This is a genomic window from Symplocastrum torsivum (genome assembly GCF_059505465.1).
Genome location: NZ_JCACKQ010000095.1, coordinates 166,950 through 184,229, shown reverse-complemented (window position 1 = coordinate 184,229; position 17,280 = coordinate 166,950). Strand labels below are relative to the sequence as shown.

The window sequence follows — 17,280 nt, the reverse complement described above, 5'->3', positions numbered from 1 at the left end:
ATTTTATGATGTCTCGAATAAACTTGGCTTTGAGCGTGTTAACAATCCTATCTTTCCTTGCTGACAAGATACCTGTAGCTGCTCAAAGGGAAACGTTTAGCTTACCTCCAGCCGTGCTAGCTATGCAGGGGCAGCAGGAGAGTGCTGAACCAATCGTCGTTGCCGAGTTAGTGGAACAACTTCGCACTGCCAATGTTGAACAGCGTCGGGAAATTATTCAACAACTGAGCGACACCCAACAGAATATTGTGCCAGCATTGGTTAGAGCTATGGACGACCCCGATCCTCTGCTCAAAAGTGGCGTGGCAGAGGTACTGGGAAATCTCACTAATGAGGCAGTGCCAGCCATTCCTGGATTGATTGAGATGATGAACGATGGGCGAAGAGCGATCGTACCAGGGTCGTTCAGTTCCGGATTTTACCCAAATATAAGACCGATAAGACTTCCTGTTCTTTCTTCTCTTCCTGCCTCTGCAAATGTTGAAGAGCGGCGCAGTCCACCTACTCCTCCCGAAAACCCCGAAAACCTGCTGCGGATTACAGCGATCATTGCGATCGGAAAAATTGGTTTACCTGCTAGAACATTAGCAACACCACCCCTAACCCAAGCCTTGCAAGACCCCGATCCTTGGGTGAAGCTGAATGCGACCTGGGCGCTCTCGGAAATCGGAGCCTCTATCCCCTTACTGCCTCACTGGTTAGAAGCCTTACAGAACCCTGACCCTAACCTGCGTCGCAGTGCAGCGTCCGTTTTTCAAGATTCAAGCTCACTCCTGCGTAAAGTCTTGGGAGCGGAGGCTGATGACAGCACTACTGCCTCGCTGCTTACGGCACTTAAAGATGATGATGTTACGGTTCGGGATGCCGCCAGGGAAGCATTAGGACTGCTGGGGACAGGGGCATTACCAGGATTAGTCCAAGCGTTAAAAGCACCAGAGCCAATAGTTCGCTTGGAGGCTGCGGAACTGGTGGGCAATCTAGGAGGATCGGCACAGTCTGCGGTTCCTGACCTCCTAGCACTATTGGGAGATACAGGGCGTTATGTGCCACCCGCCTCAAACCAAGGCGGCTTTGTTTTCCCCGCTTTACCCCCTTTGCCTCCGTTGTTTCCAGGCTCACGTCAATACCCCCTAGCCCCTAGTAATCCTGAGCAACTGGTGCGAGTCAATGCCGCTATTGCTCTGGGCAAGCTTAGCGATCGCAGTGCCATTCCTGGTCTGACTACTGCCCTAAAGGATAATAATCCTTGGATGCAGCTTGCAACTGGGTGGGCATTACTCCAATTGGGACAGGCTCAAGGCTTGCCTGTTGTCGGGCGATTGGTGCAGCACCCCGATTCATCAATTCGGCGGGAGGCATTGTCTCAGTTAGAGGGCTATGGTTCACAGTCTACGCCTTATATTCTGCCCTACTACACAGCCCGATTAGACTCTGCCGATGATAACGAACGCAATGGCGCAATTATTCGGATTGGGGATTTTGGGGCAGCCGCGTTGGATCTGGTACCCAAGCTCCGGGCAATACTTGTCGGCAACCAGAAAGACTCGCCAGGGTATGCCGCAACAATTTTAGGGGAAATTGCGCGGGATACAGCGATCGCTTGGCAGAATGGCAATCTTTCAGCTAACCAACGCCAACAAGCGATCGCTGAATTGAGCAAAGTGCTGAATATCATGCAGGCTCCCAATGCTCGGTTTAACCGTGAACCAGTTGAGCGCGTCCGTAATGCCCTAACTACACTCCGAGGAGTGACACCGTAGTTGGGCGACGAAAGTATAAAGGTTCTAGGGGGTGTTATCAATTAAGCCACAAGTCCTCTCTTCTAGAAGAATTCTGAACACAGCCACTTCTATATTCTTCTTGTTCACAAACTATTCACAATCGATTAGTAGCATTTGTTTTAGTCATTAATCACGCTCTGTTGCCCTTCCAAAGCTAATCTGGGAGGGCTTTTTTATACCAAGCTTCCAACAAAGCCTGACCAACTTTAGAGCTTCTGCCCTCTGCCTTCTGCTATACATGATGCTTAGCTCGAATCGCTAGAGCGATCGCTAACCAATTAATTTAAAGATTAATGTACCCTGAGGAATCTAATTAATTGGGGTTGAGAGAGTTACTGAACACCCGCCCGTTTGGGTTTTAAGGTTACATTGACACCTTCACTCGATTGTTGCAGTACCAGTAAAGGGGTTGGTTTTGCCTTTTGATCCCAACGAATTAAAACAATGCGACCTTGAATGGTTGGTTGCCAACTATCTTGATCGTCTTCTGGGCTAAGAAATGTCTCAATACAGTCAATAATCTGACTAATTGTTGCAGAGGTTGCTTGCGTGGGTAATTTCATCAATCTGATTTGAATGCGAAACAAGACTCGTAGAGTACGTTTTCCCCCGCTTTCTGTTTCGTACATCACATCAAATATTTCATCCACTTGGCGCCCTGTCGTACTGGCAATACCAATCGCTGTTTTATTTCCCTGATTCGGTCGAAGCGCTACACTGATTAACTGCTTGACCTTAATTTTGATTTGGTTGACTACTGCAAAGTGAAACACCTCTTCATCCATACGCATTCTGAGGTAGTCCAAATTGAATTCACGAGAGTGAACCAAATCTGGATTGCTTTCCATCTTCCGGATGGTATTTAGAGCGAGCTTTAGCTTTTTTTGAAGGTCTGTGATTTTAAACTGCTCATATTTGAGCTTCTTTGCCATATCGTTGTATTTCAGCTTTCCGTACACCGCTAAACCAATAAGTATTAAGGCAAGACTAATAGAGACATACATCCAGATTTGCCCAGAAGGACGGGATTCTGGTGGACTCACTGGCGAGGATGAGGGTTGCGACTTAACCGGAGCTTGAGCTAATACAGATTTTATAAGAAGGTTAGAAGTGGGCATAATCACTACTAGCTAGAACGCTGCATCTTTTTTTTTAGAATGCACTTTTAGAGTGCATTCTGTGGATTAAAGTCATAGAAAGAAATAGATGAGGTGGAGAAGAGCTAATCGTTGATTAATGAAAGTCAAAAGTTTTAAATGAGACATTCTTAACGATTAACTTATTAATTATCTCTACACCTACCTTAATTTCAGTTTCGCCACCTTGCACGGTAACTTCGTGCGTCAATATGACATAAGTTGGGAAATTTAACATAGCGACCCAAGCCACCGGGCCACCAAGGTTCAAGTGACCAATAAAGTTGATTACCAGTCAAACCCTCACAGAGAAAGTCCATTGCATCCCCAACTAAATGACGGCTGTAAATAGCTCCTCCAACAGCGCGATTAATGGCAGGTGGACGATACCAACTTGTGATGATAAAGGGTCGCCCAATGCGATCGCGTGCCCGTTGCGCGAGTTTGGCAATGCGAACCATTGCATCAACTGTTGCTTGGTTAGGAGGCATTCGTGTACCACCATGGGTTGCCTCTGCCCAAGTAAAGTTACCATCAGGAATGATTGAGGCAGATAGTTGAATGTTTTGTGGTGTCCAACGGGCAGGACGTTTGGGAATCACTACAGGTAAAGGTTTCGGCGCTGCCTCTTTTGACTTGCGGCTAGCTTCATTCAGACGTTTTTGGTCTTCTAGTAAGCTAGAAATCGTCTGATTTCTGGTCGATAAATTGCGCCAGAGTTGGACAAGGCGGATTAAAGCTTCTCGTTGGTGGTCACGTTCTTCATATGACCCAGGTACACGCCGCATAAAGGTTAGGAGTTCTCGATCTAGCTGAGTCGCCAGCTTGAGCATTGCTGTTTTGTCAGTGGTGCTAGTATTGAGCAGCTCTGGATTAATCCCTAGAGTTGTCAGCACACTAGCACGAGAATCGAGTTGTCGCCAGAGCCGAAACATCTCCGTGAGCGCATTCCGTTGACTGCCTTGCCCTTGATAGTACTCAGGAAGGCGTTGGACAAAGGTAATCAAAGCGGGATCGATGATACGGAGGTTTTCCTCCGGGGAGGTGTTGGTTTTTAGAGAAGCGATCGCTTCTTCCCGTGTCCGCAACTGACGCCATAGTTGGGTCATGCGAATCAGCGCCTCTCGTTGCTGAGGATATCCGCCATAGTTCGCAGAAAGCCGTTGCACAAATTTCTTGAGTGGAACGTCTAACTGGGACTCATCGCTACTCGCTACACTAACTTGAGCGGCTGGAACCAAAGAAGCGATCGCAGCTTCACGAGTATCGAGTTCCCGCCAAACACGCACCGCTTCGAGTAACGCATCCCGTTGAAAAGGCAAGCCAGTGTAATACTCTGGAATTCGATCCACTAACGTTAGAAGCGCTTTATCCAGATAGGCAAGATTTTGCGGTAAGCCTTGAGCTTTGAAGTCAGTTTCAAGGTCAGCCAGATAAGCTTTCAAGAGTTTATCAAAGTTAGACGCTTCTAAACGTGCAGTTGTTGGCTCATTAGCTGGTGGTGCATACCCTTTCGCAACGCTTTGAAGAAATTGGTCAGCGTAACGACCTTGCTCAGCTTGCCATATATCCCCAGCTTTCCAATCTTGAGCCACTAAACTATCGGTAAGCGATCGGATGGCATTCGCGGCATACTGCACTTGTTCTGGGAAAGTGTTGACTTGCGCCAGTGGAACACGATTAGCTGGCGAGATACCCAAGCCAGTCTCTCCATCTGAAAGGGAAGGTGCAGCATGAGCTTGATAAAGTGCTGCCAGAATCGGCTTGTGAATGCCCGCTCGTTCGGCTTCGATTAGGTAGTAATAATTTCGTTGGTCTGGTGAGAGTGTTGCCATGGCAGATTGTAAGAACCCAACTCCTATCCAGTTTGGTTAATTACTTCGTTTATAAACCTGAGTGTTTTGTCAGTCGTCTTCCCGATGGCTAGATGACCATCGGTTAGTAGTCAGTCGTCAGTAGCAACAGACAACAGACAATGGACAACAGACAAAAAGCGACAACTTATGTACGAAGTGAGTTCGCCGGACTTGATGTTACAGCACTCATTACACAATAATCTATGCCTTTTGCACCGATTGAGCAGGGAATAACAAACAATTGCTTTAAAAATCTTCGTCTGATTGCCTCAGACATGGATGGTACGCTAACGCAGCAAGGCAAATTTCGGGCAAAGTTGTTTCAAGCCTTTGAGGATTTAAGTGCAGCAAATTTACCAGTGCTAATTGTTACAGGTCGTTCAGCGGGGTGGGTGAGTGGGCTGGCGACTTACTTACCGATAGTGGGTGCGATCGCAGAAAATGGCGGACTGTTTTATCCTGCTGATAGCGATCATGCGATCGCCTTAACACCCATACCTGACTTAATCGTACATCGACAACAGTTGGAGGTTGCTTATCAACAACTCAAGTCAGAATTTCCTGATATTCAAGAATCAACTGACAATCGCTTTCGCCTGACCGATTGGACATTTGATAATCACAACCTGACACCCACTCAACTAGAACGCTTGGGGAATTTGTGCCATTCAATGGGTTGGGGTTTTACCTACAGTTCTGTACAATGCCACATCAAGCCAGTATCCCAGGATAAGGCAACGGCTCTGATGCAGGTACTAGGCGACTATTTCCCCCAGTACACACCAGAGCAAGTGCTAACTGTTGGCGATAGCCCAAACGATGCCAGTTTGTTTAACCCTCAACTATTTCCCCTTTCTGTTGGCGTTGCTAATGTCTTGGATTACGCTAATGAACTCAGTTATCAGCCAGCATACGTTACCCAAGGAGTTGAAGGAGAAGGGTTTTGTGAGTTGGCACAGTATTTAAGTAATTCGTTAGATTCCTGATCGGGATATGGTGAATCGAAATCTAGTAGAGACGTTCCGCCGGAACGTCTCTACAATGTGTGCATTCAAACGGCTGAAAATAACTCATCGCTCGAATACTTCGCCCTTACAGAAGTTTGCTGTTAATTTTGGATAGCCGCAAAGTAGAGGTGGCTCAATTCTTCCAGAGAAACATCTGTTTCCGATTGTGGATTGAGGAAGTAGCTATGGATTGGCAGAAGTTCTGCTGGACGGCGTGCGGTGGGTGAGGACACAATCTCCTTAATTAAGTTCAAGTACTCATTTCCCGCTGTTTCCCAGGTATAGCAATTGAGTACGTGCTGCTGACCACACTGGGCAAAATGCTCCCATTCTTGGGCATTGCAGAGCAACCGCTCTAATCCTCGTACAATATCAGCCGTGTCTTCTGGGTCAACTAGCACACCGTATTCATTATCACCCTTTCGCAGGCTCTCGCTGAGTCCTCCGTTTTTAGTCGCAACTACAGGTAGCCCAGCCACAGCGGCTTCTAAGGGAGCAAGACCAAAGGGTTCAAAAAGCGACATTAGTGCAAATACTGAGCGGCGTTGAGCCATAAAGCGATAGGTTGCGGCAAGTGCGCCTTGATCGGGAACGCAAAAGGCGCTGATTTTACCCCATAAGTTTTTCTCGTTCACAATCTCACGGATCGGAGTCAATACGGTGCGTTCGACTTGCTCATCTTTGACTGGCTCATGTAGAGGATTGTGCAGTCCAGCCGTAATCAGTACAAGATTGGCTTGTTCCTGAATTGTCTCACTCTGAGCGTAGGCTTGCACCAAACCTAGGGTGTTTTTCTTGGGAGATAATCGACTGGAGGCAAGAATCACAGGTAACTCCCGGCGTGACTCAGAAATATCCCGCGCTAAGCGCTCCTGAATTAGCTGATAGGTTGCTTCTTCATTGTGGGAGCGAGCCTTTGCACCAAAAACAGATGGCTCTACGCCTGGTGGAATTAAGGCAAAGCGAACATCGTTGTTTACATCAATGGCTCCCTGATAAGCAGGATGATTGTACTGCCCAAAACGTTCCTGTTTGAACGTACTGGTGATGTTGACGGCTGAACGATTCATACTCAACCGTTCAGCAAGTAGGCGGCGGCTGAAATAGTAGTATTCGTTGATCTGAGCGAGATTTTCTGGAGTGACGTGCAGTTTATCCATTTTCTGGGCACCGAGGGAATGAGCGGTGAACGTGAAGGGCACTCCTGTCTTATCCTCAATCAGCACACCACACAGTCCTCCATCCCCGTAGTGGGTGGTCATAGCGTCTGGTAAACGACCTTCTCCTTGATAGAATTTCAGGATGTTGGGCACCCAATCGGTAACGAGATGAGGCCACAGTAACTCTTTACGCAAAAATTCTTTTGGTCCTGCGGGTAAGCGAATGATACGAACATTCTCCACATCTGGGTAAGTATCAAAGGTTTGAGCAAACTCAGGCCAATCTGGATCAATAATTTGGCGAGTCAGAATATCAACTTGGTGACCCTTACGAGCGATCGCGATCGCGACTTCCTTAACATAAACTAGCTGTCCCCCAAAATCGGCGTGTTCTGTTATGTAACTGTCATGTGCGTCGAAGTTGCCCTGCGGGTTGAGAAATCCAATATGCATCGCCCGATTCCTAATACGGCTTCATCCTGTCAGGTAGCTTACCGCTTAGGGTATAGATTTTAGCGACAAGTTAGCTAAATCCTGATATGGCAAGGATTAGGAGGCTGCTACGTCATGGTTGTAGTACCCACAACGCTCTTGAATTGATGCGATCGCATCGAGTATCGTACTCAGTTCATAGTTGTCCGTTGTTGTGTATAGCATCTGGCGAAGCTGAGCAAGTAATTTCGGGCTACCAATCTTCCCCAATGCCTCAGCTGCACTGTAGCGCACTCGACTATCTGAATCATTCAACGCTTGCTCTAGTGCCATGACAACCCTCTGGGTACCAATTGAAGCTAACGCAGAGGCAGCCATCCAACGCACCCAGGAGTCTTCTGCTCTTAAAGCTTCCTCCAATGCCACGATTGCTGCCTCAGTTCCCTTAGAACCCAATGCATAAACCGCTTTTCCTCGAAAGTCTGAGTCTTCATCATCCAAAACAACTCGCAGTGCAGCTACGGCTGTCTCAGTACCAATGTTCCCTAGCGCCTTAACTGCACTTAAACGAACATTCGAGTCTTCGTCATTCAAAGCAACACGCAGCGAAGCAACGGCTGTCTCACTCCCACTGTTTCCTAGCGCATAGGCAGCCCGACGACGAACATCAGAGTCTTCATCTCTCAACGCACTCCGCAAGGCTGCCACAGCTACATCTGTGCCAATCTTTCCTAACGCCTCAGCGGCTCTGCGACGCACCCAAAAGTCCTCATCGTACAAGGATTGTCGCAGTACAGTGACACCAGCCTCAGAGCCGATATTCCCTAGCGCCTCAGCTGCTTTCTCACGCACCTCAAAGTTTTCATCGCCCAACGCTTCTTGCAGTGCCGCCACCCCCATCTCTAAGCCAATTTTTCCTAACCCGTAGGCAGCACTCAAACGTATCCAAGAATCTTGATCAGTCAAGGCTTGCTGCAAGGCGGCTACTGCTGTTTCTGTGGCAATTCTCCCCAATGCCCAAGCCGCAGTTCTCCGAACATAGGAGTCTTCACTGCTCAAAGCTTGTTGTAATGAGGTTACCGCTGCCTCTGAGCCAATATACCCTAACGCCTCAGCCGCTGTTCTGCGAACCGAAGAGTCTTCATCTTGCAAAGCAATGAGTAATGGCGCTACTGCTGCCTCAGCGCCTGTAGAACCTAACGCCTCAGCCGCTTTCTCACGCACTCGATGGTTTTCATCATTTAACGCTTGTTGCAGAACTGCCACTGCCGCCTCTGTGCCAATACTGCCTAATGCCAAAGCTGTTCTTCCACGTACTCGATAGTCTAAATGAGTTAAAGCAAGGCGCAGTGCGGCAACAGCGGATTCAGTGCCAATTGAACCCAGTGCCGAGGTAGCTTTTCCCCGAAAATCATAGCTGTCATGGTTCAGCACTTGCTGCAAGGCTGCCACGGCAGCATCGGTGCGAATATGACCTAATGCCAGGGCAGCACTCTCACGCACCTGATAGACTTCATCATTGAGAGCTTGCTGCAACACCGCTACCGCTGCATCAGTCCGAATTTGACCTAATGCCGAGACAACTCTCTCTCGAAAATTAGGACTTTTGTGGTTTAGAGCTTGCTGCAAGGCGGCTACGGCTGCATCGGTTGCGATCGCACTTAGTGCCAACGCTGCACTCTCCCGTACCTGATAGTCGTTGTCGTTCAAGGCTTCTTGCAGCGCTGCCACACCTGCCTCACTGCCAATTTGCCCTAACTCATAGGCAACCTGCGTCCGAACTTCTGAGTCTTGCGCCCTCAAGGCTTGTCCCAGCGCTGCCACAGCCGCTTCACTACCGATTTTTCCTAACGCAGAGGCAACTTGGGGACGAAATCGAGAATTTTCATCGTGCAAAACTTGCAGCAGTTGTGGCACCCCGCTGTCAGAGCCAGTGCTACCCAATAGCCGAATTTTCAGCACTTCAGGAAGCTCTAGCGTCGCCAACAAGTCTACCGTTGCTGCCTGAAACTCCGGTTTTACAGATCCTATTAGTCTTGCCCCAAGGCAGAAATCTAGATCAAGGGCTAGCTTTACCACTCGCAGTACCTGAGATTTGTCGTCCAGCAACGGCAAAATCAGGGATAGAGGTTCTGTCCATTGCAGAGCATTCAAATACTCCTGTTTGAGCTGCTCGTCACTGAGATGAGGTAGCTGTTGGAGGAGGCTTTCTGCGGTTTCGGATTCCTGAAGCTGCTGATGCTGAAATTCCATCGGGTTGCGGTTTCGATTCTGATAGCTCTAGATATGCGATCGCGCTCCCTGTGTTTCCCTAGCGACATATCACGCCCTGATCCTAGCAACACCTAGCTGACTCTGCTTACAAAGATAGTTCAAAATGCGATCGCCTGAAGATGCGATCCGTCAAAACCTATAAAGATGGCGCTTTTGATGTAATTCCTGCTCTTGATGAATTGCCTGAACTCCTGAACACAGCCACTTCTGTGTTCAGGAGTTTAGGAATAAAGACGAATTCTGAATCCTGGACTTGCCTGGAGATAGGAGCGACCAAAATGAAAAATAGCAAGAAAAAGTTCACAATTTATTAAGGACTGGGAAGCCCCTTCTATACCGCGCTTCGCGGTTAGGAGGGGAGGATGTCACTGACCTGCTTATTCATAATCAATGCTGTAGGATTTAAAAAATGCAAGCAAGTGAAATTCGGCTCAACAAGATAACGAGAGAATGGGTCATTTATTCACCCAGTCGGCGCAAACGTCCTCAGGATTTTCAGAAAATTAGTCGAGCTAAGGAATTACTACCAGACACAGAAAAAAAATGTCCCTTTTGTCCCGGCAATGAACACATGTCGGACGCGATTGTTCTGGAGATGCTGAATCGAGAGCAAAGTTTTTGGCAAACCCGCGTTGTTCCTAACAAATATCCGGCATTAACGCCTGATAAACATATCTGCCGCTCATCTGAAGGGATTTATCTCTCTATGCCCGGTTATGGCAGACATGAAGTAATTGTTGAAAGTCCCGATCATCACCAAAACATCGCCACAATGCCACAAGAAGCTGTGGAGATTCTCATTGAAACCTATCACAGGCGCTACATCGAGCTGATGCAGGTGCATGAGAATATGATGGCGATCATCTTTCGCAATCATGGACAGCAAGCGGGTGCGTCTTTGGAGCATCCTCATTCTCAAATCATTGTGACAGGAATGGTTCCCCAAAATCGCCGTTGGCGGGAGGAAGAGGCGCAGCGCTACTTTGATAAATGGGGACGGTGCGTGTATTGCGACATCTTAGAATTTGAGCTGCAAAACAGTAGGCGAGTTGTTCAAGAAAATCAATCGTTTCTTGCCTTTGTCCCATTTGCGGCTGAGGTGCCTTTTGAAACTTGGATTATGCCGAAGAATCATCAGGCAGATTTTGGCAGTATCTCTCTTCAAGAAAAATTAGATTTTGCGCTGATCTTGAAGAACGTTCTTGCTAATTTGTACGAAAAGTTAAATGACCCTGATTACAACTACGCGATTAACACGGCTGCCCGCTACAAAGCCGAGGAACCCCAAGTACACTGGTATTGCCAAATCCAACCTCGACTGACAACAGACGCTGGTTTTGAGTTGGGTTCAGGGATTAGGATTAATCCCTCCCTGCCAGAAGTAGACGCTGACTTTTTGAATGCATGATTAGGCGTCTGTATTGAAATGGTTCAAGTCTGTCCATCGTTGGTTTCTCGTAATTCTCCAAACTGTTCCCGATAGCAAACCAATAAGGCTGCCATTTCTACTGCTTGCTGCTGCACTAAGTTCATGGTTGCTTCCACTTCTAGAGAAGTCTGCAAGGATTTCGCCTTTGCCTCTAGGGTAATATAGCGTTTCCTTGACTAATGAGGTACATCCAATCCTTGCCCAGTAATAATTTCAGCTCTAAAAATGTACCTCACTTGACGGAGAAACGCTATAAGTCCCGCACAGTTAAGCGACCAACTTCTTTTCCCTCGATCGCAACAGCAACTTCATCCGACAGGCTGTAATCATGGCGCTGCTGATAGGTTGGTACATCTGCTAAGTCGGTAGGTTCTGTGTAAACTTCTAGTTTTTGTTCGGGAAGGTTAACGATCCAATAAACGGGAATGCCTGCACGGGCGTAAAGGCGTTTTTTGGACGTTCTATCTCGTTCTAAGGTAGAGTCGGCAATTTCAACGATTAAGGCTAAATCTTGGGAACCCGGATGGCGATCGAGATAATCACGAGTATTGCCTCGAACTACGACGACATCAGGCTCTGGCTCACTATCGTCTAGAGTAATGGGTTCTTGGGCATCTACATACCATCCCTTTGGCACAATCTCTTCCAAGGCACTTCGAGTCAGTTTTGTGGCGGCACGGTGTGGTGGATTTTTCGGCCTTTTATGAATAATCCACCCTTCAAGCAGTTCCACTGGATCGTCGTCGGTTAGAATACCCAGGCGAATTATCTGGTGGTACTGAGCAACACTGAAGCGCCAAACTGGCTCGGTCGGCACAGCCATTTGCGTGAAGTTTGGTGCGTTGGGTTGAGTGGAGACAGACACAGAAATGTACTTGCCCTCTACTTTTGCCCTTTATCGTAGCACTGCGACCCCCTCGACTTGTTCCTTCAGTTGGTCTGTGGCGATCGCATAATCTCTATCAACATCCAATAACCCAAGGTAATTTTAGGATAAGAGACTGTAAGCTCTATCAATAGGTTGCCTATGCCTGCCATAGACATCTATCACGATGCTATGAAGAGTGCACTCGTCAAAGATGGTTGGACAATCTCCCATGATCCGTTTCATCTGCGATGGGGCAAAAAGGATATGTATGTTGATCTTGGCGCACGGCAACTCTTGGCAGCAGAACGGGAGGAACGAAAAATTGCCGTATAGATTAAGAGCTTTGTTGGTACTTCCGAAATGGAAGACCTTAAAAATGTAGTTGGTCAGTTCGTTCTTTACCGAGCTGTAATGCGTAAAACCGATCCAGAGCGAATTTTATATCTGGCAGTTCGCGACATAACGTTTAACTCTCTTTTTGAGGAACCAGTCGGTCAACTCTTGATTGGTGATGAAAATCTGAATTTAATCGTATTTAACGCTCAAAACGAGGTAATTGTGCAATGGATACCTTAGAGACTTATCGAAGGATTATCAAGAGTGTTCTTGAACCTTACACTAAAATTCCATACGCTCATGGAGAACTTACTTGTAAAGCAGTTTTTGATGAAGTAGCCGATAGCTATTTATTGATTACTCTGGGTTGGGATGCGGCAAGGCGTGTTCATGGATGCCTTATTCATCTTGATATTATCGATAGCAAGATTTGGGTGCAGCTTAGGGAGTAAGGAAAGAGCGATCGCCTTTCCACGAATTGGACGAGAGCGATCGCACACCTATTGGATTAGAATTACTGCCTCTTCTGCTTTAGTATTTAGAGCTTTCTTTAACTCTTGCCCAACCTTCTCAATCAGGTTATCAAAAGCTTCTCGATTCTCTGTCAATTGTTTCCTCAGAACTTCCTCTATCTCCGGTTTTATCCTCTCGCTGATATCGTCGATCTTGCTGTCGTTCAAAAAACTAGAACGAGTCCAACTGGGGATATCCACCTTTTCCTTGATTGCCTGTTGAACTTTGCTTCGAGTTAGCTCCACTCCTGCGGCAAGAACTGAGACCCCATAGATTAGCACGATAGGCCAGGTCAAGTGTCCGGTTAGGATCAGAGCGATGATGCTTCCGATAGTGCCGCCACCAATCACCACATTGACGATAAACGCAACAGTATCGGCAAGGATAGCGTCTCCAATCGACAGATCAGCGTTTACCATACCAGGGTCGATACCTTCCTCGAACCTTAAGCTGCTTCTGGGTATCTGGAACTTTCGGCAAATTGGGTCGGTTTCTTGAGCCAAGTCGGGTTGGATTTTGCTGTTAAACCAAGTGACGGATTTATCTTTGATGATCTCCTGAGCGCGATCGCTTTTGAGCCACTGCTCTGCGCCACCCTTCATCGAGCTTTCCAAGTCACCTAAAGTCCGTATTTTGTTCTTTTGCCAGTCTCTCAGACCTGGTTTGACTGCGTTTTCAATCAAACTCTCTGACAGTGGTTTGGTCAACAGTTCGATTAACTCTGGGATATGTTTCTCGATGATCTCGTTCAGCTTCTTCGAGTCGAAGAGTTGATTGAGTTCTTCTTTAAATGCCGCCGCCCGCAAATCCCATCGTCCTACCCGCGCTAGACCAAGTGCAATACACCGTTCAGGTTCTGGGTCAGGGCGAACCTGAGTTTCCGGTTCTGGGAAGATTTCCTCGCAAATCTCACGAGTGAACTTCATGCGCGAGGCACCACCAGTCATCAGCACAACTTTCGGGACAATCCCTTGTTTGACTAGCTCTTCCTTTGCCTCATTTACTGCCTCACGAAAGGATTCAATCCAACTCTTCTGTCCCAGTTCAACTAAGGACTGAGTCAAGATCTCTTCCATGACCAATCTGTTAACTTGGGGGATAAAGAAAATCTGTTCGTTGATCGACTCGAAGCCGCGTGCAAATGTTTGTGGATGGCTATATAGCTGTTCGTTAGAAAAATAGTCTTCCTTGGCTTTGCGGCAAGCTATTTCACAACGCGCTTGGTGATGCGGATAGTCTTCAAAGACTCGTTCGAGTAACGCTTTCTCCTCGTGCTTGGCGAGAGTCTGAGCAAAAATTGCCTTGTCAATCAGGGATGCTCCTAGAGTGTTTCGCCCAAAATCCATGGGTATCTCATGCAAGGTCTTGACCAGGGTAAAATCTGTAGTTGAAGAGCCAATATCGACGATCAGCACTGATAATCTGAGTTTGTCATAGTCGAGCTTACCTGCTTCCTTGGCTTGCATGAAAGCCGCCCGCGACTCTGGTACAACGCTCAGTATGGTAATGCCAGCTTCCTTAAGTAGCTTTTGGTATTCCTCGCGATCGCTAATTGACCATCCTGAAGGACACCCAACGTAGAATTGACTGGTTTCCCCACCTTCAATCTGTTTGCTTTCTTTTAAAAGGCGGTAGTAGGTTTCCAGAAAACTGCGGATTGTCTTCCTGTAGTTTGGATCGTTGTTTGGTTTTTCTTTAAAAGAGATTTTGAGCTGGGTAACGCCAGCTTGGATTAACGCCTGTTCTCCGACCAGATAGCCGAGTTCTGGATGCCAGCCAATCGCTGTGATTTGAACCTTCTTATTATTAATCTCAAGCATCTCTGGAGGCTCGATGCTCTCTACTCTCGCCTTCGCTACTGCGGTTTCACCGTGTCCCAGATCAAACCCGATTGTTTCTAAAACTGACCTACTCATTCTTTCCCCTAACCCTTTACTTGCAAGGGAAATACTGGGTACATCCTAATTTTGCAAGAATCTTCATGGTGTAGGCATCTTGCCTACGCCATATCCCCAGATAGTCGAGGCACCTATCTGTATGGATTGATGAAAATGGGATATCAAAACACTCTTTCAATAAAAACGTTGATGTTCTTCCATAGCAGCCGTGATGACAAGTCACCTACTCTCTTGCCTCAGAGTACGCAGGTTCAATCACTCGCCCTCGCCGAAGTAAGCGATCGCCTTTTACTAAGGCAGGAGTTATCGTCACGTAGTCTTTCGCAGAGCGATCAATATTTGGCTCGAAGTCAAAATACTCCTGTCCACTGTGTTCATCATCGGGTCGGTAAATCTGGGCGCGAATGCCTTGCTCCATTAATATCTGTGGCAACAGTTTAGTCAGTTCAAGTGCCATCTGAGATTTCCCCAGAAATGACGCACCCATCAGCCTCTGAACAAGATTCAAGAGTTCTGGCAGTTCTTCTATTCCACTTGCATCAAGCGGTTTGTTCACTTGTTCAGTCGAAGTGACGGCAAGATCAATAGTGTTGAGTGCATCACCAAGATTATCTAGAAGGACTTTGCTATCGATTTGCACGATGGGCTGAGGCACTTGTACCGGTTGAGTTGAGGTTGCACGGTTTTCCTGGTTGCCCTTGTCGAGTTGGAGTACAACTTCCAGTCCTACAAGCACTATCGTTAACAAGATAGCCATCCAAGCTCCAGGGGTATCTTGAGTCAAGGAGAACAATGAACCTAAGATGCTTAGGCTAATTAGTCCCTGGAGGATTTTCAGGATTAAGCTGTTGGAGGGAAGTCGTCTGGCTTGGTTACTAATTTGCTGAGGATCTGGTTGTGAAATCCTCGTCTCATTGGCAGCCGTGAGGGTGCCTATGGACTGCCGCAGTGTGTCCAGGAAAAAGGAAGCCAGACGTACCTGAGCGATACTCAGTTCGCCGATATAATTCCGCTCAAGATCATCGAGTCGGTTCTGAACCAGCTTAACGACCTGTTCTGGGTTGTTTGCTTTATCAATTTCTGTCTCAAGTTTGCTTCGTTCTTTACTAAAAAGTGTCAATAGTGTTTTCATCGTGTACCAATACTTCAGCGTTGCCCAAAAGCAGAATGATTGGGTGTATTCTTCCAGTTTCGCGTAAATTCTGAAGTGAGTTCACGATGTTCCAGTTTTTTGTTACTGCCTCGGTTGGTTGCCACAAGTTAGGCAAGCTTCCATCAGCAGGATTAAGGGTTGACCACAATACACACAACCCCCATGGAGAGACTGGTTCACTTGGTCTTTGGGTAACTCACGACACTTCAGACATCCCCAAAACTCATCCTTACTTTTGACAGCAAATTGGTGACACTTTGAACACCGTTCAACTTTCCAAGAAACGTTACACATTGATTTAGGACAGATTAGGACACGCGCCGCCTGCTCAAAATCCAGTCTTGCTGGGCAACCGCATTGGTGAGTGCCGTTGCGATCGCCTTGTGTATCTGAGCGGATTATGACTAAGCCAGCACCGCTAGCTTGGCACAATTTTTTGCCATCTGTCTTTAGGTAGATTTCTTTTGAGGCAGAGTAAGTATGAGATTGCTTGGTTAAAAGAGAAATTCCTTTTCCCCTTCTTCTTTACCCTCTCCCCAATATCAATTCAATGACCCATAAAAACCTCTATTGCTTAGACGTTAAGCACTGGCGAAGCCTTAAGAGACTTAGTGTTTGACCAAGATTTAATGGCAACAGAGATATGCCTTCTAAGCGGGACTGCACCCAACCGTCACCCCAGTACCATTCGTGATAACCATCAATTCCTTGACTCAATAGCAGACGTAAGCAGTTGGACTGGGCAACCTCTACACGGTGTTGAATTGCCACGGGACCTGTCCATGTCGTAAAGGTTAGTCCTGGATGAAGTTGTTCTGGTAGTCCTTCTGAGAAGCGCTGGAGCCACAGCCATCGACGTAGCTGCTGAGAATGCAGCAGATTTTCGCGGATAACCGTTTGTGGTGCTTCTACTTCAATGCGGAGATAGCTTTGTTGAAAAGTTCCTAGCATGTATATCCAAAGAGGGTCATTTTCCGTCAAGTGAAATCTTTTGGGATGCGAAAATAATGGGTCTGGTAATCTATTTCCTGCATTCCTTCATGGTATCCCAAGCCTTCTTAACCGTTGATGACCAACCGATTACGTTGGCGAGAGCCTTGCCGTATCTTCAAACAGCTGGAAAGCTTAAGCCTTTTATCGCAGATGTTGTCCGCCAGTACGTTATAGAACAAGAATTACAAACCCGCCAAGATCTAGACATTAATCCTGCACTCATTGAGACAGAGGAAGTTGCGTCTCTACCTACTAGATCTCTTGCAAAAGTCGATGGATGCCTACAGACTGAAGTCTGAAGCTATACAAACTAAACCCACCTACGCGGGTTTTAAGAGTCCGCGCAGGCGGACTACCCTTCGGGAAGGGCTGACGCTCCTAACGTCGCTACCGCTCCGCTAACGCCCAACGTTTTTGTAGCCGAGATTTCCAATTGCCAAGTAT

The 17,280-nt window shown here is 47.2% G+C and carries 15 protein-coding genes and 1 pseudogene; 6 read left to right on the top strand and 10 right to left on the bottom strand.

Features of this window, described 5'->3' with window-relative positions:
* Positions 1-5: 5 nt before the first annotated feature.
* On the top strand, positions 6-1,760 hold the full coding sequence (locus AC5JL3_RS24090; RefSeq protein ID WP_496076881.1) for a HEAT repeat domain-containing protein: 1,755 nt from the start codon (positions 6-8) through the stop codon (positions 1,758-1,760).
* A 353-nt stretch (positions 1,761-2,113) separates the two neighbouring features.
* On the opposite strand, the gene AC5JL3_RS24085 is transcribed toward AC5JL3_RS24090, so the two are convergent.
* Positions 2,114-2,899 (bottom strand): hypothetical protein, encoded by a 786-nt coding sequence (locus tag AC5JL3_RS24085; RefSeq protein ID WP_192221109.1) that lies wholly within the window; start codon positions 2,897-2,899, stop codon positions 2,114-2,116.
* 191 nt (positions 2,900-3,090) lie between these two features.
* On the bottom strand, positions 3,091-4,752 hold the full coding sequence (locus AC5JL3_RS24080) for a D-Ala-D-Ala carboxypeptidase family metallohydrolase (RefSeq protein WP_496076880.1): 1,662 nt from the start codon (positions 4,750-4,752) through the stop codon (positions 3,091-3,093).
* A 224-nt stretch (positions 4,753-4,976) separates the two neighbouring features.
* Between AC5JL3_RS24080 and AC5JL3_RS24075 the strand changes: the two genes are divergently transcribed.
* The gene (locus AC5JL3_RS24075) at positions 4,977-5,759 is read left to right on the top strand and encodes an HAD family hydrolase (RefSeq protein WP_496076879.1); all 783 of its coding nucleotides are present in this window, start codon (positions 4,977-4,979) and stop codon (positions 5,757-5,759) included.
* A 122-nt stretch (positions 5,760-5,881) separates the two neighbouring features.
* Here the strand turns inward: AC5JL3_RS24075 and AC5JL3_RS24070 are convergent, their stop codons facing one another.
* Both AC5JL3_RS24070 and AC5JL3_RS24065 read right to left on the bottom strand, forming a co-directional pair.
* Positions 5,882-7,393, bottom strand: coding sequence for a glycosyltransferase (locus AC5JL3_RS24070; protein WP_496076878.1), 1,512 nt, complete (start codon positions 7,391-7,393; stop codon positions 5,882-5,884).
* A 96-nt stretch (positions 7,394-7,489) separates the two neighbouring features.
* Positions 7,490-9,625 carry a HEAT repeat domain-containing protein gene (locus AC5JL3_RS24065; protein ID WP_496076877.1) on the bottom strand — a complete coding sequence of 712 codons (2,136 nt, stop codon included), beginning with the start codon at positions 9,623-9,625 and terminating at the stop codon, positions 7,490-7,492.
* Positions 9,626-10,055: 430 nt separating this feature from the next.
* Between AC5JL3_RS24065 and galT the strand changes: the two genes are divergently transcribed.
* The gene (gene galT, locus AC5JL3_RS24060; RefSeq protein WP_192221116.1) at positions 10,056-11,054 is read left to right on the top strand and encodes a galactose-1-phosphate uridylyltransferase; all 999 of its coding nucleotides are present in this window, start codon (positions 10,056-10,058) and stop codon (positions 11,052-11,054) included.
* A gap of 23 nt (positions 11,055-11,077) precedes the next feature.
* Here the strand turns inward: galT and AC5JL3_RS24055 are convergent, their stop codons facing one another.
* Entirely contained in the window at positions 11,078-11,209 is a 132-nt protein-coding gene (locus AC5JL3_RS24055) for a hypothetical protein (protein ID WP_496076876.1), read from the bottom strand.
* A gap of 116 nt (positions 11,210-11,325) precedes the next feature.
* Entirely contained in the window at positions 11,326-11,940 is a 615-nt protein-coding gene (locus AC5JL3_RS24050) for a Uma2 family endonuclease (RefSeq protein WP_496076875.1), read from the bottom strand.
* A gap of 162 nt (positions 11,941-12,102) precedes the next feature.
* Here AC5JL3_RS24050 and AC5JL3_RS24045 point away from each other — a divergent pair.
* A pseudogene (locus AC5JL3_RS24045) lies at positions 12,103-12,519 on the top strand (element excision factor XisH family protein).
* A complete protein-coding gene (locus AC5JL3_RS24040) occupies positions 12,507-12,731 on the top strand; it encodes an element excision factor XisI family protein (RefSeq protein ID WP_496076874.1) in 225 nt (74 codons plus the stop codon). The pseudogene AC5JL3_RS24045 and the gene AC5JL3_RS24040 overlap by 13 nt, the downstream one beginning before the upstream one ends.
* A gap of 48 nt (positions 12,732-12,779) precedes the next feature.
* On the opposite strand, the gene AC5JL3_RS24035 is transcribed toward AC5JL3_RS24040, so the two are convergent.
* The 4 genes from AC5JL3_RS24035 to AC5JL3_RS24020 all read right to left on the bottom strand — a co-directional run bounded on the left by AC5JL3_RS24035 (position 12,780) and on the right by AC5JL3_RS24020 (position 16,794).
* Positions 12,780-14,708 (bottom strand): Hsp70 family protein, encoded by a 1,929-nt coding sequence (locus tag AC5JL3_RS24035; protein ID WP_496076873.1) that lies wholly within the window; start codon positions 14,706-14,708, stop codon positions 12,780-12,782.
* A gap of 205 nt (positions 14,709-14,913) precedes the next feature.
* Positions 14,914-15,822: a hypothetical protein gene (locus AC5JL3_RS24030; RefSeq protein ID WP_496076872.1), complete on the bottom strand. Its 909-nt coding sequence runs from the start codon at positions 15,820-15,822 to the stop codon at positions 14,914-14,916.
* A 102-nt stretch (positions 15,823-15,924) separates the two neighbouring features.
* Entirely contained in the window at positions 15,925-16,275 is a 351-nt protein-coding gene (locus AC5JL3_RS24025) for a hypothetical protein (protein WP_496076871.1), read from the bottom strand.
* A 135-nt stretch (positions 16,276-16,410) separates the two neighbouring features.
* Positions 16,411-16,794, bottom strand: coding sequence for a hypothetical protein (locus tag AC5JL3_RS24020; protein ID WP_496076870.1), 384 nt, complete (start codon positions 16,792-16,794; stop codon positions 16,411-16,413).
* Positions 16,795-16,850: 56 nt separating this feature from the next.
* Here AC5JL3_RS24020 and AC5JL3_RS24015 point away from each other — a divergent pair, with 56 nt between their 5' ends.
* Positions 16,851-17,135: a hypothetical protein gene (locus AC5JL3_RS24015; protein WP_496076869.1), complete on the top strand. Its 285-nt coding sequence runs from the start codon at positions 16,851-16,853 to the stop codon at positions 17,133-17,135.
* Positions 17,136-17,280 lie beyond the last annotated feature (145 nt).